This window comes from Flavobacterium sp. UBA7680, assembly GCF_002482975.1.
Taxonomy (GTDB): Bacteria; Bacteroidota; Bacteroidia; order Flavobacteriales; family Flavobacteriaceae; genus Flavobacterium.
This window is the reverse complement of sequence record NZ_DLHA01000032.1, coordinates 87,492-109,805: the sequence shown is the minus strand read 5'-3', so window position 1 is coordinate 109,805 and position 22,314 is coordinate 87,492. Positions and strand designations below refer to the sequence as shown.

General features: G+C 33.3%; 19 protein-coding genes. 14 read left to right on the top strand and 5 right to left on the bottom strand.

From position 1 onward, the window contains the following. Positions 1-38: 38 nt before the first annotated feature. The 6 genes from B3C18_RS14535 (at position 39) to B3C18_RS14510 (ending at position 8,559) form a co-directional block, all read left to right on the top strand. The gene (locus tag B3C18_RS14535) at positions 39-3,281 is read left to right on the top strand and encodes a TonB-dependent receptor (protein WP_291147995.1); all 3,243 of its coding nucleotides are present in this window, start codon (positions 39-41) and stop codon (positions 3,279-3,281) included. A gap of 525 nt (positions 3,282-3,806) precedes the next feature. Then, entirely contained in the window at positions 3,807-5,123 is a 1,317-nt protein-coding gene (locus B3C18_RS14530; RefSeq protein ID WP_291147994.1) for a hypothetical protein, read from the top strand. Between the two features lie 69 nt (positions 5,124-5,192). Continuing rightward, entirely contained in the window at positions 5,193-6,041 is an 849-nt protein-coding gene (locus B3C18_RS14525) for a T9SS type A sorting domain-containing protein (RefSeq protein ID WP_291147992.1), read from the top strand. A gap of 46 nt (positions 6,042-6,087) precedes the next feature. Further along, complete coding sequence (locus B3C18_RS14520; RefSeq protein WP_291147990.1) at positions 6,088-6,870, top strand: hypothetical protein; 783 nt, start codon at positions 6,088-6,090, stop codon at positions 6,868-6,870. A 27-nt stretch (positions 6,871-6,897) separates the two neighbouring features. Further along, complete coding sequence (locus B3C18_RS14515) at positions 6,898-8,259, top strand: S41 family peptidase (RefSeq protein ID WP_291147988.1); 1,362 nt, start codon at positions 6,898-6,900, stop codon at positions 8,257-8,259. A 27-nt stretch (positions 8,260-8,286) separates the two neighbouring features. Next, positions 8,287-8,559, top strand: coding sequence for a hypothetical protein (locus tag B3C18_RS14510; protein WP_180860488.1), 273 nt, complete (start codon positions 8,287-8,289; stop codon positions 8,557-8,559). A gap of 9 nt (positions 8,560-8,568) precedes the next feature. Here the strand turns inward: B3C18_RS14510 and B3C18_RS14505 are convergent, their stop codons facing one another. Next, entirely contained in the window at positions 8,569-9,183 is a 615-nt protein-coding gene (locus B3C18_RS14505) for a hypothetical protein (protein ID WP_291147985.1), read from the bottom strand. 178 nt (positions 9,184-9,361) lie between these two features. Here B3C18_RS14505 and B3C18_RS14500 point away from each other — a divergent pair, with 178 nt between their 5' ends. The 7 genes from B3C18_RS14500 (at position 9,362) to B3C18_RS14470 (ending at position 14,791) form a co-directional block, all read left to right on the top strand. Further along, positions 9,362-9,952, top strand: a complete 591-nt coding sequence (locus B3C18_RS14500) for a Crp/Fnr family transcriptional regulator (protein WP_291147983.1) — start codon at positions 9,362-9,364, stop codon at positions 9,950-9,952. Positions 9,953-10,027: 75 nt separating this feature from the next. Further along, complete coding sequence (locus B3C18_RS14495; RefSeq protein WP_291147980.1) at positions 10,028-10,615, top strand: NAD(P)H-dependent oxidoreductase; 588 nt, start codon at positions 10,028-10,030, stop codon at positions 10,613-10,615. A gap of 27 nt (positions 10,616-10,642) precedes the next feature. Next, complete coding sequence (locus tag B3C18_RS14490) at positions 10,643-10,864, top strand: 2TM domain-containing protein (protein ID WP_073487653.1); 222 nt, start codon at positions 10,643-10,645, stop codon at positions 10,862-10,864. Between the two features lie 19 nt (positions 10,865-10,883). Then, positions 10,884-11,612 carry a putative quinol monooxygenase gene (locus B3C18_RS14485; protein WP_291147976.1) on the top strand — a complete coding sequence of 243 codons (729 nt, stop codon included), beginning with the start codon at positions 10,884-10,886 and terminating at the stop codon, positions 11,610-11,612. A 52-nt stretch (positions 11,613-11,664) separates the two neighbouring features. Beyond that, entirely contained in the window at positions 11,665-12,489 is an 825-nt protein-coding gene (locus B3C18_RS14480) for a type 1 glutamine amidotransferase domain-containing protein (protein ID WP_291147975.1), read from the top strand. A 14-nt stretch (positions 12,490-12,503) separates the two neighbouring features. Further along, the gene (locus B3C18_RS14475) at positions 12,504-13,613 is read left to right on the top strand and encodes an alkene reductase (protein ID WP_291147974.1); all 1,110 of its coding nucleotides are present in this window, start codon (positions 12,504-12,506) and stop codon (positions 13,611-13,613) included. Positions 13,614-13,639: 26 nt separating this feature from the next. After that, positions 13,640-14,791, top strand: coding sequence for an adenylate/guanylate cyclase domain-containing protein (locus tag B3C18_RS14470; protein WP_291147971.1), 1,152 nt, complete (start codon positions 13,640-13,642; stop codon positions 14,789-14,791). Here the strand turns inward: B3C18_RS14470 and B3C18_RS14465 are convergent. From B3C18_RS14465 to B3C18_RS14450, 4 genes are all read right to left on the bottom strand, one after another. Then, positions 14,772-15,131, bottom strand: a complete 360-nt coding sequence (locus B3C18_RS14465) for a hypothetical protein (protein ID WP_291147969.1) — start codon at positions 15,129-15,131, stop codon at positions 14,772-14,774. The genes B3C18_RS14470 and B3C18_RS14465 overlap by 20 nt on opposite strands. A gap of 99 nt (positions 15,132-15,230) precedes the next feature. Continuing rightward, entirely contained in the window at positions 15,231-15,851 is a 621-nt protein-coding gene (locus B3C18_RS14460; RefSeq protein WP_291147967.1) for a DNA-3-methyladenine glycosylase, read from the bottom strand. 72 nt (positions 15,852-15,923) lie between these two features. After that, positions 15,924-19,382, bottom strand: coding sequence for a hypothetical protein (locus tag B3C18_RS14455; RefSeq protein WP_291147965.1), 3,459 nt, complete (start codon positions 19,380-19,382; stop codon positions 15,924-15,926). Between the two features lie 26 nt (positions 19,383-19,408). After that, a complete protein-coding gene (locus B3C18_RS14450) occupies positions 19,409-20,194 on the bottom strand; it encodes a hypothetical protein (protein WP_291147963.1) in 786 nt (261 codons plus the stop codon). A 455-nt stretch (positions 20,195-20,649) separates the two neighbouring features. Here B3C18_RS14450 and B3C18_RS14445 point away from each other — a divergent pair, with 455 nt between their 5' ends. Beyond that, complete coding sequence (locus B3C18_RS14445; protein WP_291147961.1) at positions 20,650-22,215, top strand: peroxidase, FMP-type; 1,566 nt, start codon at positions 20,650-20,652, stop codon at positions 22,213-22,215. The last annotated feature ends 99 nt before the right edge of the window (positions 22,216-22,314 follow it).

Here is a 22,314-nt window from a genome sequence, read left to right as displayed (position 1 = left end):
TCTCATTAAATTAATTACACAAACTAACAATTTCAACTATGAACAATGATTTTTCCAGGCATTATTTTACTGCCATCTGGATTTTGTTTTTGGGATTTTTTCTCGGAACAAACACTATTTATTCGCAAACAGGAACCGTATCGGTTGATTTTAAAAACTCTTCGCCTCAAAAAATCATTGATAATTTAAAATCACAAACGCCTTATCAATTTGTTTATCAAAAAGACCTTGACTTAAGTTTTCCGCTTGTTACCTTAAAAAAAGATAATGTAACAATCGATGAAGTACTGAATGATTTACAAACCTTAACCAATTTAGATTTTAGAAGAACGGACAATAATATTGCGGTTAAAAGAAACGACGCAGTTAAAAAAAAAAGGAGAGGGAAAATTGTAGGAAAGGTGGTTGATAACAACGGGCTTTCGCTTCCTGGAGCTAATATTAAAGTTGTTGAAACAGGTTTCGGCGCACAGTCAGATATTGATGGTAGTTATACTTTAGAACTTGAAGCAGGAGAATATACTATTGAGATAAGCGTAATTTCTTTTCAAACCCAAAAAATTACTCACGTAAAAGTTGAGGAAGGAGAAGAGACACCACTGGTTGTTTCTTTGAAGGAAGATGCACAATCGCTAAATGAAGTAATCATTGTACAAAATTATAAACAGGCCACAGCTTCGGTTGAAGGAATGTTAATTCAGCAAAAAAAAGCGGCTCAGTTTTCTGATGGTATTTCGGCAGAACAAATCGCAAGAACTCCAGACAGAGACGTAGCGGCTTCGTTAAAACGTATCACAGGAGTTACAACCGTAAATGATAAATATGTTGTAGTACGTTCGATGGGAGAAAGATGGAACCAGGCCGTTATGGATGGAATCGCTTTACCAAGTACAGATGCTTATCAGCAAAACTTTTCTTTTGATATTATTCCAACTGCAATGGTAGAGAGTATCGTAGTAAGCAAATCTGCAACGCCAGATATGTACGCTAATTTTGCCGGAGGATATGTAGAAGTAAAAACAAAAGATATCCCAAAAGAAAATTTCACCAATTTTTCTATTAGTAATTCTTATAACAGCAAAAGTACTTTTAAAGACAGACTAACAAGACAAGAAGGCGATTACGATTACTGGGGATTTGATGACGGAAGACGTGATTATCCTACTAATCATACTACAATAGATCCGCCAACAAGTTTAGCGACATCTGGGCCTTTTATTGATTATTCTAAACAATTTACACAAGATAATTTTAGTACTTATAAAACATATGGAGCACCGGGAACTACGCTTCAGTTTGGTTTAGGGCGTGTTTATAAATTAAAAGGCAATAACAAATGGGGGTTTGTAGGTTCTCTTATTTTTAAAAACACGCAGGAAACCTTAGAAATTGAACACACTCAAAGAGGAAGTTACCAAATGAATTCTGAATTTACTCCAGAGAAAGACAATTCAAGTTATTCGACTTTTACAAAATACGGCTTTAGAAATTCAGGAAACAATTATAACTATAATTCAACATTAGGCGGAATGTTTAATGCTGCAATTCAGTTGGATAACCATAAAATTACAATGCGCAACACGGTTATGCATATTTACAATAATCAGTTAACACAAATTAGCGGCTGGGCAGATGGAGCTTATTCTATTCCGGAAATACTAAGCGGAAGCATTTTACCAACTACATCAGAGTCTAATTATCCTGTTTACACCACATTTATTCAAAATAAAGTGGAAGGAAATCACAAATTCGACAAACTCGAAGTGAATTGGTACGGAGCATACGGAAATGTTACAAAAGATACCAAAGACGCCACATTTGTAGCTATAGGAAAAGGAAGAGTAGGCGATGATATTATAACAAATTATAGTGTCGAGAACAATGGAAATAGATTTCCGTTTAGTCGAAGTTATTTTACAAATGATGAAGTAGATTACAACTGGGCAGTCAATTTTAAATACACTTTTAATTTTGGAGACTCTTTTACAAACGATATCAAAGGAGGATATTTTGGTACTTATAAAAAAGCAACCAATCAGCAGGAATCAGCTAAATTAATAACAGTAGGTCAACCAACTGGTTTTGCAACAATTTATGAACCTCTTCCAGAATTTCTAGACGGGTCAAACTATTATTATGGTGGTTTTGGCTGGCAGAAATATGGCATCTACGGAAACAAATATGTGGGAGACGTAAAAATACATTCTCCTTATTTAATGCTAGATGATAAAATTGGTCAATATGTAAGATTCGTTTGGGGAGTAAGGGCAGAAAGTTATTTATATACCCAAATAGAAAGCCAGTCAGAAAATCCAGATGGATTTTCTGAAGTGCAAGGAGATGATAAAAAATGGCAATTTCTGCCATCTGCAAGTTTAATTATTAGCCCAACTAATAAAATGAATGTAAGATTGGGTTACAATAAATCAGTTTTACGTCCGCAGTTTGCTGAACGTTTAGGTATTCCATATTATGACCCGCTTCGAGCTGCTAAAATTTACAATTATACAGACGGAATAGTTTCGAGTGTTGCTAATAATTACGATTTAAAGTTAGAATGGTTTCCTTCTGGAGGTGAAATTTTATCCTTTGGCATATATCATAAAGATATCGATAATCCAATTGAAGCTGTTGGTTTACTGAATACTTCAAATGTGAGAGATATTTATAATGTTAATTCAAATAATGCTAAACTTTGGGGAGTTGAATTAGAGTTTTATAAAAGCCTTTCTTTTTTAGGTGAAGGTGATCTTTTAAAACATTTATTTGTTTATGGGAACGCTTCTGTAAATGACACAAAAGTTACTTCATTCGTTAATATAGATGGTACGGGAGGGCTTTATGAAGCCAACAGACCACTTTATGGACAGTCACCTTATACTTATAACTTAGGAATGGATTATGTAGGCGACCGTTTTGGCTTCAGCCTTAGACATAATGCAGTTGGAGATCAATATATTTTAGTAGGTTTTGATTATTCGGCAGAGGAAATCCGTATGCCTTATGCACAAACAGATGCTCAGTTGAGTTATAAATTCTTCAAGAAGAAAGACCTGCAGTTTAAATTTAGTATCAAAAATATGTTTGATGCAGGGGTACAAACCTACAATAATAACAATAGTTACAGTAAAATTGAAGATGTTCCCTCAGGCTCTAATCCAAGATCAAGATACAGTCTTGGTGCCAATGCAACCAATAAATATGACCCGGATATCGATCAGGTAGTTTTTAAATCATTTGCTGGAAGAACGATTAGTATTTCTCTAAACTATGATTTTTAAAATTAGCTATTGTTAATACTAAATTCATAATCATAAGTATTTTCCTGCTGAATATTAAGAAAAAGTTAACAATAAAAAATACCCATGATATTCTGTTATTTCAAAAGCTAATACTAATAAATAAAGAAGTTGGGTAAAAAATAAAAACTCTTTTTGCTGAGAGTATTTTAAAATGTTCTTTGAGAAATTTAAATAGATAAAAGAATGAAACCTGCAGATATACGGAATCTTCAATTTAAGCCAAAACAATATAAAAGAAGACAAGGCATTAGGTTTATCATATCCAAAGACATTTATCTTTTTGTGTATTTAAATTTTAAAAGGAATCGAAGTTGATCCTTTCATTGAAATGAAAAAATCCTAATAGTGAAAGATGGAAGTTAGGTAAGCTCCCCCGGACGGTAAAACGGATGCGTTTGAAAAAACAAATTTACCAAAAACGAGAAAGACCTAAGGAAAGAAATTTTGCTGCTCTCTCCAAAGGCCTAGTTTAATAGCGGCAAATATAGCAATAATTAAATTATTATGAAAAAATTTTTTATGTTCGCAATTGTAGCTCTACTTGTGAGTTCTTGCCAAAATGATGATTCTTCTGCTGATTCTTCTTTTTCTATGAAAGCTGCTGGGGCTGACTACACAGGATATCCTGCAACTGTACAAACTGTAAGCGGAGATATTACAACTAACACAACTTGGACAAGTGACAAAGTTTGGGAAATTAACGGAGTAGTTCGTGTAAAATCCGGAGCTACATTAACAATTCAGGCTGGTACTTACATTAAAGCTAAACCTCTTGCTGCAGGTGTTGCTACTGGAGTTCTTGTAATTACTAAAACAGGGAAAATTAATGCACAAGGAACTTTAAATGCTCCAATTATTTTTACAAGTTACAATTTATTAGATGGTGTTGCTGGAACAACTGCAACTCCTGGAGATTTTGGTGGTCTTGTAATTTTAGGTGATGATCAGGTAAATAACGGATCAACTACTAATATTATCGAAGGATTAGGTGATCAGCCAAATGTTTCTGATTTCTACTATGGTGGATCAAACGCATCTCACAATGCAGGAACAATTTCTTATGTTCGTGTTGAATTTGCTGGTAGAATCTTAGATGCTGCAACTGGTGTTGAAATCAATGGTGTAACTTTTGGTGGAGTTGGTGCTCTTACTACAGTTAATCACGTTCAGGTTTCTTACGGTAGAGACGATTCATTTGAATTTTTTGGAGGTAGAGTTAATGCTACTCATTTAGTTTCTTTTGCTCCGGATGATGATAACTTTGACTTTGATTTAGGTTATACTGGATCTATCACAAAAGCAATCGCTCTTGCTGATATTAATTCTACTCACAGTACAAGTGGTACTGCACCAAACTTAGTACCAGATTCAAATGGTATCGAATTAGATAACAATGCTGGTGGTACTTCTACAACAATTATCACACGTCCTGTTATTTCTCAATTATCTATTATTGGTGTTAGTTCTGCAACAGCTGCTAACTCATACGAAAATGGAATCCACGTACGCAGATTAGGGCAAATCAGCCTTACTGATGCTACTGTAACAGGATACAACAGAGGAATCAACTGGGAATCTCCTTCAGTATCAACTGGTTCTTCTTGGTCTGCAATATCTATCCACGGATATGTTAATCCAGTATTGCCAACAACAGTTGCTTTAGGTTTTGGAAATGCTACATCTACTGTAGTTCCAGGACACAAATGGTCTTTAACTCAGCCATTCTTTAATGACAGTGCATTTGATCTTTCTGGTGCTACAGGTGCATTCAAAACTGAAGCACTTTGGACAGCTACTTGGACTAAGTTTTCAAATTTCTAATTAGTTAGGTTAAGCAATATTTAATTCAGCATGGGCAGCATTTCTGCCCATGCTTTTTACAAATAAAATATGAAAAAAATTATACTATTATTTTTATTACTAATGATTACAACTGTATCATCTGCCCAGTTTACAATTTGGGAAGATGATTTTGAGGATGGTGACGTTTCAGATTGGACTTTATTAGACAAAGATGGCAACAGCAGTAACTGGAGTGCCCGAAAAAACATTCAATTTGATGAAAATACAGGAGGAATTAAAGATGGTAATTTTAATGTATTAGGTACTTATAATATTGATTTAAATACGGGTGCGGCGCTTGATATAATAGAACAAAACTGGGCCATGCTGCCAGCAATAGATTTATCATATTACAGCGGAAAAATTGAATTAGATTTTACAGCACAAATGGCAATTTTCGGTGGAAGCAAAAATATTTTAGTCTACGGAGGAACATCTCCAGATCCAGCTTCTGCCACACTTTTAGGAACTATTTATATGGAAAGAATTTCACAATTAGATCCGGAATTTAAAGATTATGTGGTAGATATTTCGCAGTTTGTAGGTAATCAAAACGTTTACATTTCCCTTTTAAATGAAAACAGCAATTTTGTTGGATATGAAGTTGATAAAGTATGGATCACAGCCGAAGCATTATTAGGTGTTGACGATTTCGATAAAAATAATACAATACGTCTTAAACAAAATCCTGTTGCAGAAAATTTAGATTTAGAAATAAGCGAACAATTTCTAAACGAAGATTTTGCAGCAAAAATTTACAGCTCTGCAGGAATATTAGTTAAAAGTAATGCAGATTTAAAAGAAAATATTTCAGTAGCGAATCTTCCGCAGGGAATTTATTTTCTGGTAATATCAAATAATACAATTTCCAAAAAAATAAAATTTATCAAAAAGTAAACAGATAATTATTTTCAGAAATAATTATAAAGACAAAATATAAAATATGAAAACTAAAATTGTTCCAATACTTTTATTTTCAATTGTACTTCTCCTTTGCCAAGCCTGTATCAATGAAGATATGGTTCCTTATTATGAAGAACAGGAGCCGGGAAAAGTAGTAATACACGGTTATAATGCACAAAAAGATTCTATACAAATAGCGGTAGATGGAAAAATCCTTACAGAAGGAAAGAAAAATGCTTACATAAAAAAAGTTGATAAAAATTACGAATTTGTATTTTATTCAAACAAAACAAAACTGGTTGAAATTACTAATAAAGTAAGCAAGCAGCTTCTTTATTCTTATCAACTAACAACTGCAAAACCTATTGATACGATCTCTTTTTATACTAAAGAAGATTTATGGATAAATAATGTTCTGGATACGAAACCCGGTAAAATAACGCAGACAGGTAATGCCGGTTTCAAATTTATTTTCCCAACTCTTAATAAATATTCTGCCAGCGGTTATACCGGAAAACTAGACGGAATAATGCGCAAAGTAAACGGAGAAGTAGTAGGAGTAGTGAAAAACATTGGTAAAGATAATTTTAGTGATTTTATAGAATTTCCGGCAAGTCTGCCTCCAATTATCAAAATGGAATTGGTGAAACACAATACAACAGAATCTTATATAAGCGGAAAGCAAGTTATTACAACTATGTTGATGTTAAAAAATAAATCAGGATTAATAGTTCTAGATGAAAGAAAAGATGGAAATGGCAAATTTCAAAGTGTTGATGCAAGTCTGAACCTGGCAGATTTTTTTGATTTCACAGCTCATTAAAATAATTAATTCTAAGATTATTATCCAATGAAAAACTGTTTGCCTATTAAGCTGTTTTCTTTTTTATTTTTTACCCTGTTTCTTATTTCGTGTGAAAACACAGATGAGCCAGTAACGTATGAAGAAAACACAAATGAATATGTAAACGATTGGATGTACAATCAAATGAAAAGATATTATTTATGGAATAATGCAATAAAAAACCAAAGTAATTTAGCATCAGATCCAAAAGAATATTTTAAAACATTATTGCAGTCCGAAGATATTTATTCCTACGCGATACATCCAGAAAAACCCGAAACTTCACCTAAAAGCCTTAGAAGTAAATTCGGGTTTGACGTAAGTTTTGTAGCCTTTGAAGGAAAATATTATGGCGTAATATTATATGTTTTAGAAGATTCTCCGGCAAAAAATAATGGCTTACAAAGAGGACAGCTTATAACCCATATTGAAGGAACAGAATTGAAATTGGATAATTACGATAATCTATATAATAGTATGCTTGCCGATACGCAGCTGGATTTAAAAGTCGTTTCTTATTCTGCTCAATTAGGTTTTTCTAACCCAAAAACAGTTTCTATTTTGCAGGGTTTTACCTTTTTACAGCCCATTCCATATCAGGTAATCGAAAACAACAATACTAAAATTGGTTATGTAAGCATTCCGCATTTTGATGTTGGACAAGCACAATTGTATTTGCAAATGTTTCAGGAATTAAAAAGCAAATCGATAACAGAATTGGTTTTAGATTTAAGATATAATGGAGGAGGAGATGTCTCATCTGCGACAGCACTGAGTATAATTTTGGCTCCAAATATAAAAGCAGATGATCTTTTTATAAAATTTGAAGGAAATCAAAATGGAGGAAATGTTGACCAGTCATTTTCTACGGCTTTAAAAAGCAATGAATCTTCGGTAAGTTTTGATGCTTTACGCAATGCACATCCTGGAATTAATAAAATTTATATTTTATGCGGAAAAAGGACGGCATCAGCATCAGAACTTATTATAAATAATCTAAAACCCTATATGGAAGTTATTACAATTGGCGAAAAAACATTTGGCAAAGATGTAGCAGGATTTCCAATTGTAGACGACCGCAATCCGGATAAAAGAGGCTGGATATTGTACCCTTCTATATATAAATTGTTTAATGCCAGACACGAAGGAAATTATTCAAAAGGAATAAACCCTGAAATAGCTTTAAATGAATTACAGCAGCCGGAAGTATTTGCTTTAGGAAACCGCTCTGAAACTTTATTGCAAGGAGCCTTAAATAGAATGTCAGGAAATACAAACAAAATAGTAATAAAAACAGAAACTGTACAAACCTTGCCGCTCAGTAAAATAAGTACAGACATTGACCCGCTTTTGCAAATTATACCATGAAAATTATAAATACATTGATCGTTCGTTATGCAGGGAATTGATAACATTGAACATCGAAAATTGCTGCAAATTTTTGAGAAATATAAAGATGAAGCTATTGCGGTACAAACAACATCAGAAGATGATCTTAAGATTTATCAAAACATGGAAGAGCTCGATGTTTTGTACAATTGTTTTAAAATCTTATTAGCAGAATTACAAAAATGTACCAAAGATTATGAACTAAAGAAAAAATCAACCCGCAGCATTATTCATAAAAGCTTAAGGAAAATGAAATCTGAAACAGAAAAGAAATCATAAGAAGAAAATCTATATTTCAGGATTTATTACAATTGATAGCCCTTCTTTTTTGATTTGGCGAAAAGGCGTTCTGATTTTATTCCTTTTAAGCCTTATTTTCTTTATTTGATAAAGACAATCCGCTAGTAATGCCTTTATTTCTAAATAAGAATTATTATGAAAAGAACTGATATTGTATTTCAGTTTTTCGATATGGTTTCCGGCGTTTATTAAATCAGTTTCAAATATTTTTAATAAACCAACTTCTATATTTTTATTCTTTTTATAATAATGAATACAGTTATGAAGATCTTCAATTTGTCCCGTAAAATCAAAAACGGCTTTTTTAGAAACGGCCCGATGGTAGTAATAAGAAAACTCTAGTGGATTAAATTCAATTACCTTATCAAAATCTTCAATGGCTTTATAATGATGTTCCAGTTTTTGAAAGCAGCTCGCCCTTAATTCATAAGCCGTTGAATCAAATTCATAATTGACGACATTATCTAAATGAATAATAGCCTCTTGAAAATGGCTGGTGGAATAAAGCTGTTTTCCTTTCTCTAAATCCACAAAACTTTTTTTAAGGTTTGATTTAAAAAATTTGTCCTTAAATGTTGTTTTTAAAGTCACGAACCATTTCATAATTTTAAATTTAGGAAGTTACAATTTTCAGCTGGCTAAATTTTGATGGGACGTTAAAGTTAATAAAAAATTAATACACAGGACATTATAAAGTTAATTTAATAAAAAATAATCGTGTGTTTTTTACATTTTAAAAAACATTCTTTTTAAATTAGAGGTTTCAAAGCAAATAATGATAATGAATTCAGCCAAAGAAATATTTCTAAAATCAGTAAAGGAAATTTGTCCTAACGTTACTGACGCTGAACTTTCTCAATTTGCTTTAAAAATTACCATTGAAGAATTCAACAAAAAAGACTTCTTTCTTCAATACGGTAAAGTGCAAAAAACAATAGGTTTTATAGCAAGCGGATTAGTGCGTTCTTCTTTTATAGATAGCGAAGGCAATGAAATTACCGTAGGTTTTTATGCCGAAGGTGATTATGCTACACACTATCCCGCCTTTATAACACAGCAGCCCAGTAAATATTCAATTCAGTGTTTAGAACCCGTAATTATGGTTTGTCTTTCCTATGAAGACATGCAGTGGATTTATGAACATTTACCAAGCTTTGAACGATACGGACGATTAGTCGCCGAAGAAATTTTAAAACGTCAGCAGGCCCGTATCGAAAGCTTTATATTTCAAACTGCCGAGGAACGTTATCTCGATTTTATAAAGTGTCACTCAGAGCTATTTAACAGGATTTCCATTTCGCATCTTTGCAGTTATCTGGGTATTGAAAGACAAACACTTACCAGAATTCGTCAAAAATTAGCGCACCAATAGTTTTTGACACATTTGTGTCAGGAAGTCCTTCGCATTATTTAAAATCTTTGCAGTGTCAAATTAAAATGATGCGCAATGAAAACGAATATCTTATTAATACTTGGTCATCCTTCTCAAAACTCATTTTGTAATGCCTTGCTTAATGCATACAAAAAAGGAGTAGAGCGTACAGGAGCAATTTGTAAAACCATTTATATTTCTAAACTGGATTTCGACGTAAATCTGGCTGACGGATATAAAACCGGAAAAATAGTACCGCTTGAAAAAGATCTAATTCAGGCTCAGGAACTCATTTCCTGGGCAGACCACATTGTATTGTCTTATCCTAACTGGTGGGGATTTATGCCTGCCGTTACCAAAGGATTTATAGACAGAATCTTTATGCCTGACTTTGCATTTAAACATCACTCAGGAAAAATCTTCCCCGAAAAACTTTTAAAAGGAAAAAGCCTTAGGCTTTTAATTACGATGGACACTCCAAAATGGTGGTTCTATCTCATCTATCGTGCTTCTCAATATCAAATCCTCAAAGACATCGTATTTGGTTACGTAGGATTCGATCCTATCAAATTTTCCACTTTTGGATTTATGAGAAAATCAACAGAAGAACAGCGTATAAAATGGCTGAAAAAAACAGAAAAATTAGGAACACAACTTATATAAAACAATCAATTAATAAAATTTAATATCATGAGACATCTAGCAAACGAGCATACAATTGCTCACATTGACCCTAAAAAAGGTTTCAGAATTCACTTATTAGTATTTGTATTATCAATTCCTGCCATTTGGACTATTTGGTTTTTAACAGACAGAACGTATCTATGGCCGCTTTGGCAGACTGGCGCATGGGCAGTAGGTTTATTATTTCATTATCTGGGCGTTTTCATCTTTAAAAACGGAAATAAATAATTTTAAAATTTTAGAAGTTATGATAACAAAAGCAAAACTCACAGTTTCTAAAAAAGTCTTAGGGATTTTCACCGTTCTATTTTCATTGCAAAGCACATTGGCGTCAGCACAAAATGAAACAGCTAAAATTACACGCTACGAAGTAAAAGAGCAATATCAGGAGAAATTTGAAAAAGCCATAAGCGAGTATGTTCAAAAATCGCTTTCAAACGAAAGCAACATTATGTCTGAAGCTTATTTTGAACAAAACAACAAAACCGTTATCTGGTTATTTGAACGCTGGACAAGTAAAACGGCATTAGATAAAAACAATTCAAAATCCATAAAAGAACTTGCCAAAACAGCCTTAGTAAAACCGGAGAAAATAATCTATGTAAAAGATTTAGAACCTCTCACTAAAGAACAATGGAGAAGAACAAGTAAAAAAGAAGACAATCAGTTAACCATTATGCTTTTTGTAGATGCAAAAGCCGGAACAGAGAAAAACTTCATGGAGGTTTATCATACCGCAATGCCGCAGTTTAGAAGTGAACCTGGCGTAGTAACGTATCAGTTATCACAATTGGAGAATGATAAAACCCAATTTGTAACCTTCGAAAAATTCAGAAGCAACGATGCATTTCAATATCATCTCAATTTTCCGCCAATTCAGCCCGTAATAGATTACCTGAATACGAGTATAAAAAAACAGCCGTTTCAGGACGGGATTCATAACCTAATCGAATTTGCACCGCTTACTCGCGAGTAACATTCAACAGAAAAATTTCAACACAAATTATTAATATTTAAAACCTAAAAAAATGAAAACAATTAGTAAAATCATTGCAGCAGGTATAACAAGCGTACTTGCTGTAGTAAATGTAGAAGCACAAGTAACCGTAAAAACAAACGAAATGAAAACAAACTACAGTCATGAATTAGAAGTTGTAAATCAATTGTCTACTCAGTCAGCCGTTGTAAATATGCCGGTGACAAAATTATTAAACGCACCAGGGAACGAAGCATTAAAAGATTTCTTCTTTACACCTGTAAAAAACAAAACAGCCTTAAAAGGGAAAAAAATTGCCGTAATCGTAGCCGATGGTTTTGAAGAAATTGAATTAACAGGACCAGTTTGGTATTTTAAAGAATTAGGTGCACAAGTTGAAATAGTGTCACCAAAATTTAATCCGGCTCCGGAAAGATACGGTTTAGTATTTCCTGAAATGGCAAATACGCATGTTATGGCGATACAATATTTACAGCCCGTAGGATGGATAAAATTTGACCGTACCGCAGACCAAATAAAGGTAAGTGATTACGATGCAGTATTTATTCCGGGTGGAGCTTGGAATCCGGATAACCTTCGTTATGATAAAGATGTAATCAAATTTATTCAGGACTTTAATAAATCAGGAAAACTAATTGCTGCTATTTGTCACGCTCCGGTTGTATTGGCTTCTGCCGATATTTTAAAAGGAAGAAAGCTGACGGGATACTGGAACATTCAGGTAGATTTAAAAAATGCAGGAGGAACTATTCTTGAACAACCTGTAGTAACAGACGGAAACATTATTACCAGCCGTCACCCAATTGATGTGGCAGATTTTTCAAGAGCTGTTGAAAGCTGGTTAATTAAAAAATAAGAAAGCAGATTATTATGAAAATAGATATTTTTAAACCGGTACAGATTGGTTCATTACAATTAAAAAACCGTATCTCAATGGCACCAATGACAAGGGCAAGAAATGAAGATGGTATTCCAAACGAAAACAATGCGGTTTATTATGAACAGCGTTCTGGCGCCGGTTTAATTATTACAGAAGGAACAGCCATTTCTGAAACAGCAAAAGGCGTACTTTATATTCCCGGATTATATACAGCAGAGCAAGTTGAAGGCTGGAAGAAAGTTACTAAGGCAGTACATGAACAAGAAAGTAAAATATTTTCTCAATTATGGCATGTAGGCAGAGTATCACATACTTCAAATCAGCCTAACGGAATTGCTCCTGTTGGTCCATCAGATATTCAGGCGCAAAATACATCAGCTTGGGGATATAATGAAAATGGAGTAGAAGGTTTTGTTCCGGCATCAAAGCCCAAAGCACTTTCTGTAAATGAAATTAAAAATGTTGTTACCGATTTTGCCAATGCAGCTAAAAATGCGATTAAAGCAGGTTTTGACGGCGTAGAGATTCATGGAGCCAATGGTTATTTGATCGAACAGTTTTTTAATCCTTTTGTAAACAATCGTACAGATGAATACGGAGGAAGTATCGAAAATCGTTCAAGATTTTTACTGGAAATTATAGATGCTTCGGTTGATGTTGTAACCAATGAAAAAATTGGTATTCGATTAACGCCATACGGAGGTTTAGGAGACTTGCCGCATTATGATGAAATAGAAGCAACCTATCAATATTTGGCCGTAGAATTAAAGAAAAGAAACATTGCCTATATCCATATCATGGATCAGCAGTCAAAAGGAAGTCATGCCTTGCCGGGTGGTTTTATAGAACGTTTCCGTTCTTGGTACGATGGCGTTATTATTCTAGCCGGAAGTATGGACAGAGAAAAATCAGAACAACTTATTAATGCCGGAACTATTGACATTGCCGGATTTGGTGAACCGTTTATATCGAATCCTGATTTAGTAGAACGTTTACAAAACAATTGGGAATTGACGCAGCCAATCCGCGATTTACATTACGGATTAGGAACTCACGGTTATACAGACTGGGAAGTTTATAAGGAGCCAGTAGAGATTTAATATTATAAGAATAAAGTTTTCCCTGAATGAATTTCATTCAGGGATTTTTTTTGAACAGAAAAACTTCTGCGGTAGTTTATATCAAGATTTTATCTATTTTTATAAAGAACGAAAGCATCTTTAATATGGATTTGCCTAAGCTGCCTTTTTATAAAAAATACAGTCTTGTTTTTAAAGCCGCTATTGCCGGCGGAATCTTAGGTTTGCTATATGCCTCAATTACTGATGCAGAATCCAACTTTGATTATTTAAAGCTTTTGCCCGGCATAATTATAGGCGTTTTTATAGGTTTCATTATTATAACATTTGAGAAGCGTCTTATCAATTTAAACCGATATTCCTTTTTAGGAGCGATGCTTTTAAAAGCGCTGATTTACAGCATAAGCATATTATTGTTTTTACTATTCTTTGTTTTGATGTTTTCAGAAATGTTAGGACATCTTTCTTATCAGGAAGTTTTTATTAAATATGCTAAAGAACGTTTGTTTGAAGATTATATGTTTTCTCTTGGAGCGTCTATATTTTTAATTCTCTTTTTAGAAATCAGCAGTTTATTAAGTACCCGTTTTTTCTATAATTATTTTACAGGACAATACCATCGGCCCATTCAGGAAGAACGAATTTTTATGTTTGTCGACGTAAAATCATCCACCACACTTGCTGAACAATTAGGAGATATTCTATACAGCAATTTATTGCAGGATTTATTCAACGATTTTACCGATGCAATTCAGGCTTCGCGTGCAGAAATTTACCAATACGTGGGAGATGAAATTATTCTAACTTGGAAATCTGCTGTCGGATTAAAAGATAAACGATGCCTTTATTGTTTTTATCTTCTTAAACAATCTATAGAGAATAAACGGGAATATTATTTAGGAAAATACAATCTGGTTCCAAAGTTTAAAGCCGGAATGCATATAGGAACCGCCGTAACAACCTGGGTAGGAAAAGTAAAAAAAGAAATCGTTTATCACGGAGATCTCTTAAATACAACGTCAAGAATTCAATGCGAATGCAACAATTTTAATCACGATTTTGTTATTTCAGAAACTATGAAAAACGCACTTCCCGAAGATAATTCGATAACCTATATTCAAAAGGGAGAAATACTTTTGCGAGGGAAAGCAAAACCAATGAAATTATATACCGTTGATTTTAATTCAGCCGTTCTGTAGTTTCCAGTCTCAAACAATGTTCTGTACCTAAAAACAGTGGATTTCCATGTTTTTCTGACCAAAATCCATCCAGTACATCTTTAGTAATGCATCGGTAAACCGCAACGCCTTTGTATGTTTTATTGTCGTCGCCTTTGTAACTAAAATTAATGACCAGGATATTATCTTTAAAGAAACCATGACCTTTTTGTACCTGCGCATTATTGATGAACCATTTTGCCATAATTCTATTGTTATCGTCTAAGGATAAACTCAAAGTGCCTTTGTAAGTAACCTGATTACTTTCTTCCTGATTACTTCCTGAAATGGAAAAATCACCAATTAAATCTTGTATTGTCATTTATTTTTTGATGGAGAAATTGAATAGATGCTGAGGTATAAATTATCCTCAATAATTTTGCAAATTTATAAAATTTTAAAGTTTCGAAAAATTGCCAATCTATACCTTATTCGGTTTGCTGACATATTTATTTCCTTTAATAAAAAATCGCCACGGTAAAAGCGCATCTTCCTGTGCATACGCAACGCCCACGCGCGGTGAAGCTGCAATTTGATCTTCAGTATAGCGAATACCGTGATCTTCCAGCCAGATTTCTTCTCCGCCTAAATCTTTTTTATTAAAAGAACGGTCAATACCCAAAGCCTTTGCCGCAGAACCTGGACCAGCCGATATAGCCCCTTTTGATGCCGACATATTCCGTCTAGTTTCCATAATGTCTTTTCCGGTCAAAGGTTCAATTGCCCGAATCAAAACCGCATGAGGTTCACCTTCAACAGAACTAACGATATTAAAGAGATGGTGAATTCCGTAGCATAAATAAACATACGAAACACCGCCTTGACTGTATAAAGTCTCCGTTCGATCTGTTCTTCGTCCGCCATAAGCATGAGAAGCCTTGTCTTGTATCCCAAAATAAGCCTCTGTTTCTACAATTATTCCAGAAGTTATTTCACCGTCAATTTGAGTATAAAGTACTTTTCCCAAAAGATCTTTGGCAAGGAAAATAACATCTGAATTAAGATAATAAGAAAACGGAATTTTATTATGAGATTCGGCCATTGCTGTTCAATTATGATTTTGATACGAAGGTCGAAATTTCAAAGCAATTTATAATTCTAATTTAGGAACTAATTAAAGGCTTTTATTAGCGTCAAGGATTTTATTAATTAAAGCAAGAACCGTTACAACACTTCCGCCCATTAAAGTTACCTGATCATAACTGTCTTTATTAAGATACATTAGTAAAATTAAAGCACTGACTGCAATAATTATTATCGGGAATTTTAATTTGCTGTATGTTCCGTTTTTACTCTCCTCTTTAAATTTTTGAACAAATAATTCATCACGTTTACTTTTAGATAAAATAAAAATTCTAAAACTCAGGCTCATCATTTTTAATCTTCCCGTTAATTGATGACAGTCAATAATTCCTCTTTCCATAAGATTTATCAGGGTATCTTTATTTTTGTAATTTACAAAATGATCCTGGGCAAAATCAAAAAGTACATACTGCGTTTCTTCAGACAGGGATTCCCAAATATCTTCATACTGTTCACAAAATTGCTTGTGGTTGATATTCAGTATAAAATCCATTCTTAAATAAGGGCTTATTTCATTTTTTTTATCTTTATGAAAAACCTGATCGATGCTAATTTCACGTTCAGGACAGTCTTCATTACCGGTATATCTCTTATCGGGTTGTATTTCGCAGCTATTATGATCAATCTGAATCAGCTGTTTGATATCATAATCATTTACCATAGGTATAAAAATATGATCGTTTGCTAATTCATTTTTCGTACACGGATAATACTTTTCATAATAAGCCTGCATCAAATCATAAAAGAAGAAACGATTACTGTAATAGTTTAATAATTTATAAGCCAAAGCGGTAAGAAAGAAGAAATTGACCAACAAGAAAAAAAGTGTTAGAAACGAAAAACTATTGTTTCCGTTATGTAGAATTGCCTGCAGGTTTAGATAATATTTACGGCTAAGTTCATTAAATGTAAAATTTTTGATTTCGTAACTCGAAGGACGATCAAAAAAGCCAAGATTAGCCTTTTGCATAATTTGATCATTTGTTTGGTCTTTTGTTTGTTCCTCACAATTACAGTTATAAGCATTTGTGATTCTATCCTTTATAATAAAATCATTTTTATCTTTTATTTTTTGCTCTTTGGCATCAAGCGAAGAACAGTAATAACGCGCAAAATCATTCAATTCATTTACATAAAATGCACTAACAAGAACAAACGGAAATACAACAAATTGATACAATAATCTTGCTGTCAGGAATTTGGTATAAGCTCTTCTGTTCACTCCTTTATTTTTCTTTGCAAATACACTAAGCTCTGCTTTTTGTCTTTTTCTCCAGTTTCTGTAATACAAGATTATCAATGTAACATGTGTACCAAAAAGTGCAAGGGCAGCAATAAAAACATTGTAATAAAAAAACAAAACAATAGGCAGACAAATTGCCGGAAAAAACAAAATCAATACTAGCTTAATAAGCTCTTTTTTAGGGTTTAATGTGCGGATATTTAGAGTAATTAAATTAATAAATGCAACATTAATGCCCAGTACAATACAAAAGATAAATGCCAGCGAAGGAGAAGATTTGAAAGCGACTATTAGGGCCAACACGATAGAAACACAGTTAACAATTAATAGCTTTTTGTATTCAGTGGTTCGGCTGCTGTCTGGAAAAAGATAATAGAAATGATGTTTTGATAACGTACCAATTCGGCCGTTGTAAAAGATTGTTGAATAGATGTAGTTGATTAATAATATAAAAAAGCCATATATAACTGCAATTAAAAATCCGTTTGTAAAAGTAAATATCGACAAACGATTCATGTGTGATAAATCCCGAACAGTTAAAATATAAATGGGCGAGTCTGTTTCTTCGCTTAATTTTTTTGCATAAATCTGATAAGGTTTGCCTTGATATTCCATCTCAAATGATTCGGGAATTATACCAGATAGTACACTTGCAAATTCCGGATTGCTTTGAGATTCATAGAATAAATTTTGATATAAATTCTTTTCGGGATCGTTTTGCAGGATAATACCTCCGTATCGGTCTACAAACATATAACCGGTTCCCGGTGGTAATTCCAGTTCATCAGAAAAATATTCTCTAAAGGCGATACCTCTAATGCCGCTTACTTGTTTTTTAAGAGAATCTTTTTCGGCATATATTAATTGGTATTTATTATTATCTCTCGAAAAAACGGCCGTTAGTACAGGTTTATTTTTTATGTTGCCGTCATTTTTTTGCTGCAGCATTTTAAAATACATTCTATCTGAATACTTTCTTGGTATATCGAGTTTAGTATTGCTTAAATTTTTGGTAAGTATCCCTTCATAGTTCATTTGAAAATAATTATCCAGGTATTTAATGAGTTTTAAATTATTGGTATCTTTTTTAAAATCATTATTTTCAAGAATAAAATATTCACCTTCATCATCTGAATTATTTTTAGGAAGTGGATCTTCATTTAAATAATTGTTTTTTGAATTCGTTTCTACATATATTCTTGAAAATTTTTTTTCAGAATCCTTCCAAATTTTTCCAAATATCAGATCATCTTTTTTCCATGTCTCATAAGCCGTAATTTGATTGCTAAATGCGTTGTCAATTTTGTTTGCCAGCTGGTATAAATCATTTGTAGTTCTGGCTTTTATGGTACTGTTCCAATAAGTTAATGCCGAAAATATGACTAATATAGCGATTAACAATCCAATGGAAAATACAACACCGACCAAATCAAACTGACACAATCTTTCTTTATAACTGCTTACAATAGGTTTTATAAAATTGATGCCTAATATTAAAAGGATTACTGAAATAAGGCTGAAAATTAAAAGGTTAGAATTTATCTGACGAACATTTCCGTCAAATACAGATTTTTCAATTCCAACAGCCAAAAAAAGTGTCTTATCAGTTTGGGGAATATTTATTTGATTGGTGTAATAACGTTTTGAAGAATTTTTGAAACTAAAAGGCCCATTATTTCTGTTGTAACGAATCAAACTATCCTGATCAACAAGACTTACATTTTTTGATAGAAATGATTTATGAGATTGACATTGCCCGGCGACAACAGGACAAATATAAAATGAAGTAAAATTAGTTGTAGAGTCAATTTTATTTAAAAATTTTACCAGATCAATCGTGATATCATTTGTGATTTGTTTAATTGTATCTTTTTTATCAGGACTATTTGATCTTTTGAATAATGTAATTGTTCGGGAGAGTTTTATAGTTCCGTTTTCAAATTCCTGATATTTTTTTTTGTTAATGGTAATATTGTCAATATAAGTATCCGTTGAGCCCCTGTAAGAGGATAGGGATAAGCTGTCAATTTTATCTTCGTCAATATATTTAACCTGATCATCTATATAAGCTTCTAACTGTTTTTCAATGCCATTTAAAACAGTTATATTTTTAGCATCTTCTTTTTGCTGATTATTCGGCAGAATATAAGAAAGATATCCAAACGTTAATACAGCAATAATCACCGCCGTTACTATGGAGTAAATATGTTTTTCGAATAAATTGGTTATGCTGGAAGACAGTCCCATTGTATTTATTTCAATTAATTAAAATATCAAGTTCTTCTCGGATCTCCTTTTAAATACGTTTTACTGAATTTAAAATACTCCGCTGAGGTTCTTTCGCCTGCTTTTCCGTCAACTCTTAGGACACTTCCGGCTTTATTAAGCAGTGTTTGCAAATCTTTGGCTTCATTGGTAACAGTTCCAGAATAGTAAGTTGTTTTATTACCCTGCGCTAATATTTGTTCTATTATATTACCACTTGGAAGCGTTATCAGCTTTTGCTCGCTAAGACGTCGCAGTAATACCGCAGCTCCGCATTGTTTAGAAACCGCATTCGGATCATATTTTCCGTCTTTAACATATTTTCCTTTTGTATAATGATTCGAATAACTCCATAAATAAGGCGAATTAATGCCTTGTTTATAATAGCCCAAACCATTAAATAACTCTAGTTTATAGAGAATTCCGGCAATTTCCCAATTTGTCCATAAGTTTAGTTTATCAAAAATTAAAGCATCATTTGCACTAAATTCCCATGTAAAAGTAGGATTACCTGATTTTGGTCGTCCTGCAGGAACCTGAACGGTGCGTGCGGTAAGCGGATCACCATTGTGTAAATGAGTATCAAACCTTAAACTAGCTTCCATGCAATGGATTATTGCAATGACATACCACGGAATATTTAACGGATCTCCCACAGCTTGGTATCTGCTTTTGTTTGCAGCCATTTTTTCAACTAGTTTATCAATTTCAGGATATTTAGCATCTCTGATAATGCAGGAAGCAAATAATTTTTCATAATTGGCTTTCTTGTCTGGTGGTACTATTGAACTCATAATCGTTTGGTTTTAATTTATTAATTCATTTGATATCGTTATTTTAATTTCAAAAGTTTTATAAATAAAAGGGCAATGAGGTAATGAATACGTTATGCTGCTTGATTGATGCAAAAGCATATCAAATAAATAAAGCAGGGATTAAAAAGAAGGCATGTAGAATATTCTCGTTGTAGGTTCGTATGAGAATAAATAATTTACTGATTGTAAATGTGTTACGTAAATATTTTTCAAATTTATTATAATATAAGAAATCAAAAAAGGGTATAAACACCCTTTTTTTAAATTAAAAATCCCAGAGATAATTCCATCCTTTAGATACCTTGTTTTGTGACCAATAATTTCCGCTTTATGCCATTTTTTTATAATTGATTTTCTATCTCGTGTAATTTAGATTCATGGTAATCGCCATGCTTTAGAATACCCAGATTTACTAATCAAAAAAAATAAAAACGATGCTAAAAAGAAAAAACGGAGCCGATGAGTTAAACCTGCCTCATATAGCTCAAAATCTAGATGTAAGTAATAAACAATTACTATTCGGAGCTGATCAGGAAAAAGTCAGTAAAGGAATATTAGGAGATTTGATGGATGGATATTCAAAAGTTCAAATTGAAGATCCAATTAGAGCTTTTCATGAAAGTAATTTACAGCAAATTGTAAACAATGTCGATTATGGTATTTTAGAGGTATTACAAGGAACTTGGGTAAGTTATAATCATAACGGACAAAATGATAGAAAATTAATAGGAAGCGGAATCCATACTACCATTATGCCATCGCCGGGTACAAATGCAGGAACCATTCCCGGAAAATATAGTTTTGATTGCGAAGAGTACATAGAAAAGCTAACCTTTGATTTAGTGCCGGGCGGAGTTCGTAATCGCGGTGGAGCAAACGAACAATTTTGCGGAGCTGTTAAATACGAACAAAGTATAAAAAGTGTCAACACTGTAGAAGGTCAAGAAGCTTTAAAATACACTCCAATTCACGAAGAAAACGGTATGTACTTATGGCTGAGCGATATATTTAATTATGCCGCTACAGAGAAAACAATTAAAGAAGACCGCGGCGTGCATCCAGTATCGCCAACAAACCCGAATAAAGATTTGTATAAAAGCGGTTATCAGGACGAAACTCTATTTTTAGTTTATAATGATCTTGGCGAAAAAGAATATGTAACGCTGGAAAATCTAAACGGAAGACCTTATTCTGAAATTATTGCTTCTAAAGAATTGAAACCCGGAGCCGGACAAACTGGGCCTTATTTTATTCCAGATTATTCTATTTCACGAAGCGGCGTAATTCCGCACGGAAGTACTATAACTTTATTAGGAGACTTAGTTCAGGGCAGCCCAGGTTATTTAATTGATGGCGCACCTCAATTTCCTTATGGAGATGCAGCCTGGAAATACGATCATCTTTCTATTTCAAGAACTATGGGTGGAGCAGGAGCAAGTGAAAAAGATCCGATAAATCTGGATCAAGCGCCACCTGCCTGGGTATTTGAAAAACTGAACGATATAAACGATCCCGGAGAAAATAAAATCTATACACAGCGAATTCTTGCTAATGATTTATATCCCTATTCCGTAAGACCAGATTTACGTCTTCGTGATTCCATCAAAGGAGAAAACATAAAAAACCACGTACTTATTCAGTTATCATCTAAAAATAAAACAGGAGCACAAGGCGGTATATTAAATGTTCCGTTTGTAAATCGTTTTGTTACTACTGTTGAAATGAATATGAGATTATGGGTTGAAACAGTTATAGAAGAAGGAAAAGAAATCCTTCAGCTGCAATACGAGCAGATTATATTTTTCGAATTTGATTTCGGAGACGATGGCGGAACCACAAGCTGGCCTCACATTCAGGTAAATACGCTTCGTAAATTAGAAGATGTTTCTCCAGAGCAAAGACGTTTAATGGAAGAACAATTCCCAAGCTCAAATACCATTAAACCTTCTGCAGCAGCTGGATCTTCTGCACCTTCAGGATGCCCTTATCATAAAGAATAATTTTTTGAACACGCTTTTTGTTCCAAATAAAACCTCCAATTTCATTTGATTTTGGAGGTTTTTGCATTTAAATCTTAATCGCATGATTTAGGATAGAAA

Coding starts and splice junctions, on each gene's coding strand:
- B3C18_RS14535 (WP_291147995.1), top strand. CDS start 39: ATGAACAATGATTTTTCCAGGCATTATTTTACTGCCATCTGGATTTTG.
- B3C18_RS14530 (WP_291147994.1), top strand. CDS start 3,807: ATGAAAAAATTTTTTATGTTCGCAATTGTAGCTCTACTTGTGAGTTCT.
- B3C18_RS14525 (WP_291147992.1), top strand. CDS start 5,193: ATGAAAAAAATTATACTATTATTTTTATTACTAATGATTACAACTGTA.
- B3C18_RS14520 (WP_291147990.1), top strand. CDS start 6,088: ATGAAAACTAAAATTGTTCCAATACTTTTATTTTCAATTGTACTTCTC.
- B3C18_RS14515 (WP_291147988.1), top strand. CDS start 6,898: ATGAAAAACTGTTTGCCTATTAAGCTGTTTTCTTTTTTATTTTTTACC.
- B3C18_RS14510 (WP_180860488.1), top strand. CDS start 8,287: ATGCAGGGAATTGATAACATTGAACATCGAAAATTGCTGCAAATTTTT.
- B3C18_RS14505 (WP_291147985.1), bottom strand. CDS start 9,183: ATGAAATGGTTCGTGACTTTAAAAACAACATTTAAGGACAAATTTTTT.
- B3C18_RS14500 (WP_291147983.1), top strand. CDS start 9,362: ATGAATTCAGCCAAAGAAATATTTCTAAAATCAGTAAAGGAAATTTGT.
- B3C18_RS14495 (WP_291147980.1), top strand. CDS start 10,028: ATGAAAACGAATATCTTATTAATACTTGGTCATCCTTCTCAAAACTCA.
- B3C18_RS14490 (WP_073487653.1), top strand. CDS start 10,643: ATGAGACATCTAGCAAACGAGCATACAATTGCTCACATTGACCCTAAA.
- B3C18_RS14485 (WP_291147976.1), top strand. CDS start 10,884: ATGATAACAAAAGCAAAACTCACAGTTTCTAAAAAAGTCTTAGGGATT.
- B3C18_RS14480 (WP_291147975.1), top strand. CDS start 11,665: ATGAAAACAATTAGTAAAATCATTGCAGCAGGTATAACAAGCGTACTT.
- B3C18_RS14475 (WP_291147974.1), top strand. CDS start 12,504: ATGAAAATAGATATTTTTAAACCGGTACAGATTGGTTCATTACAATTA.
- B3C18_RS14470 (WP_291147971.1), top strand. CDS start 13,640: ATGAATTTCATTCAGGGATTTTTTTTGAACAGAAAAACTTCTGCGGTA.
- B3C18_RS14465 (WP_291147969.1), bottom strand. CDS start 15,131: ATGACAATACAAGATTTAATTGGTGATTTTTCCATTTCAGGAAGTAAT.
- B3C18_RS14460 (WP_291147967.1), bottom strand. CDS start 15,851: ATGGCCGAATCTCATAATAAAATTCCGTTTTCTTATTATCTTAATTCA.
- B3C18_RS14455 (WP_291147965.1), bottom strand. CDS start 19,382: ATGGGACTGTCTTCCAGCATAACCAATTTATTCGAAAAACATATTTAC.
- B3C18_RS14450 (WP_291147963.1), bottom strand. CDS start 20,194: ATGAGTTCAATAGTACCACCAGACAAGAAAGCCAATTATGAAAAATTA.
- B3C18_RS14445 (WP_291147961.1), top strand. CDS start 20,650: ATGCTAAAAAGAAAAAACGGAGCCGATGAGTTAAACCTGCCTCATATA.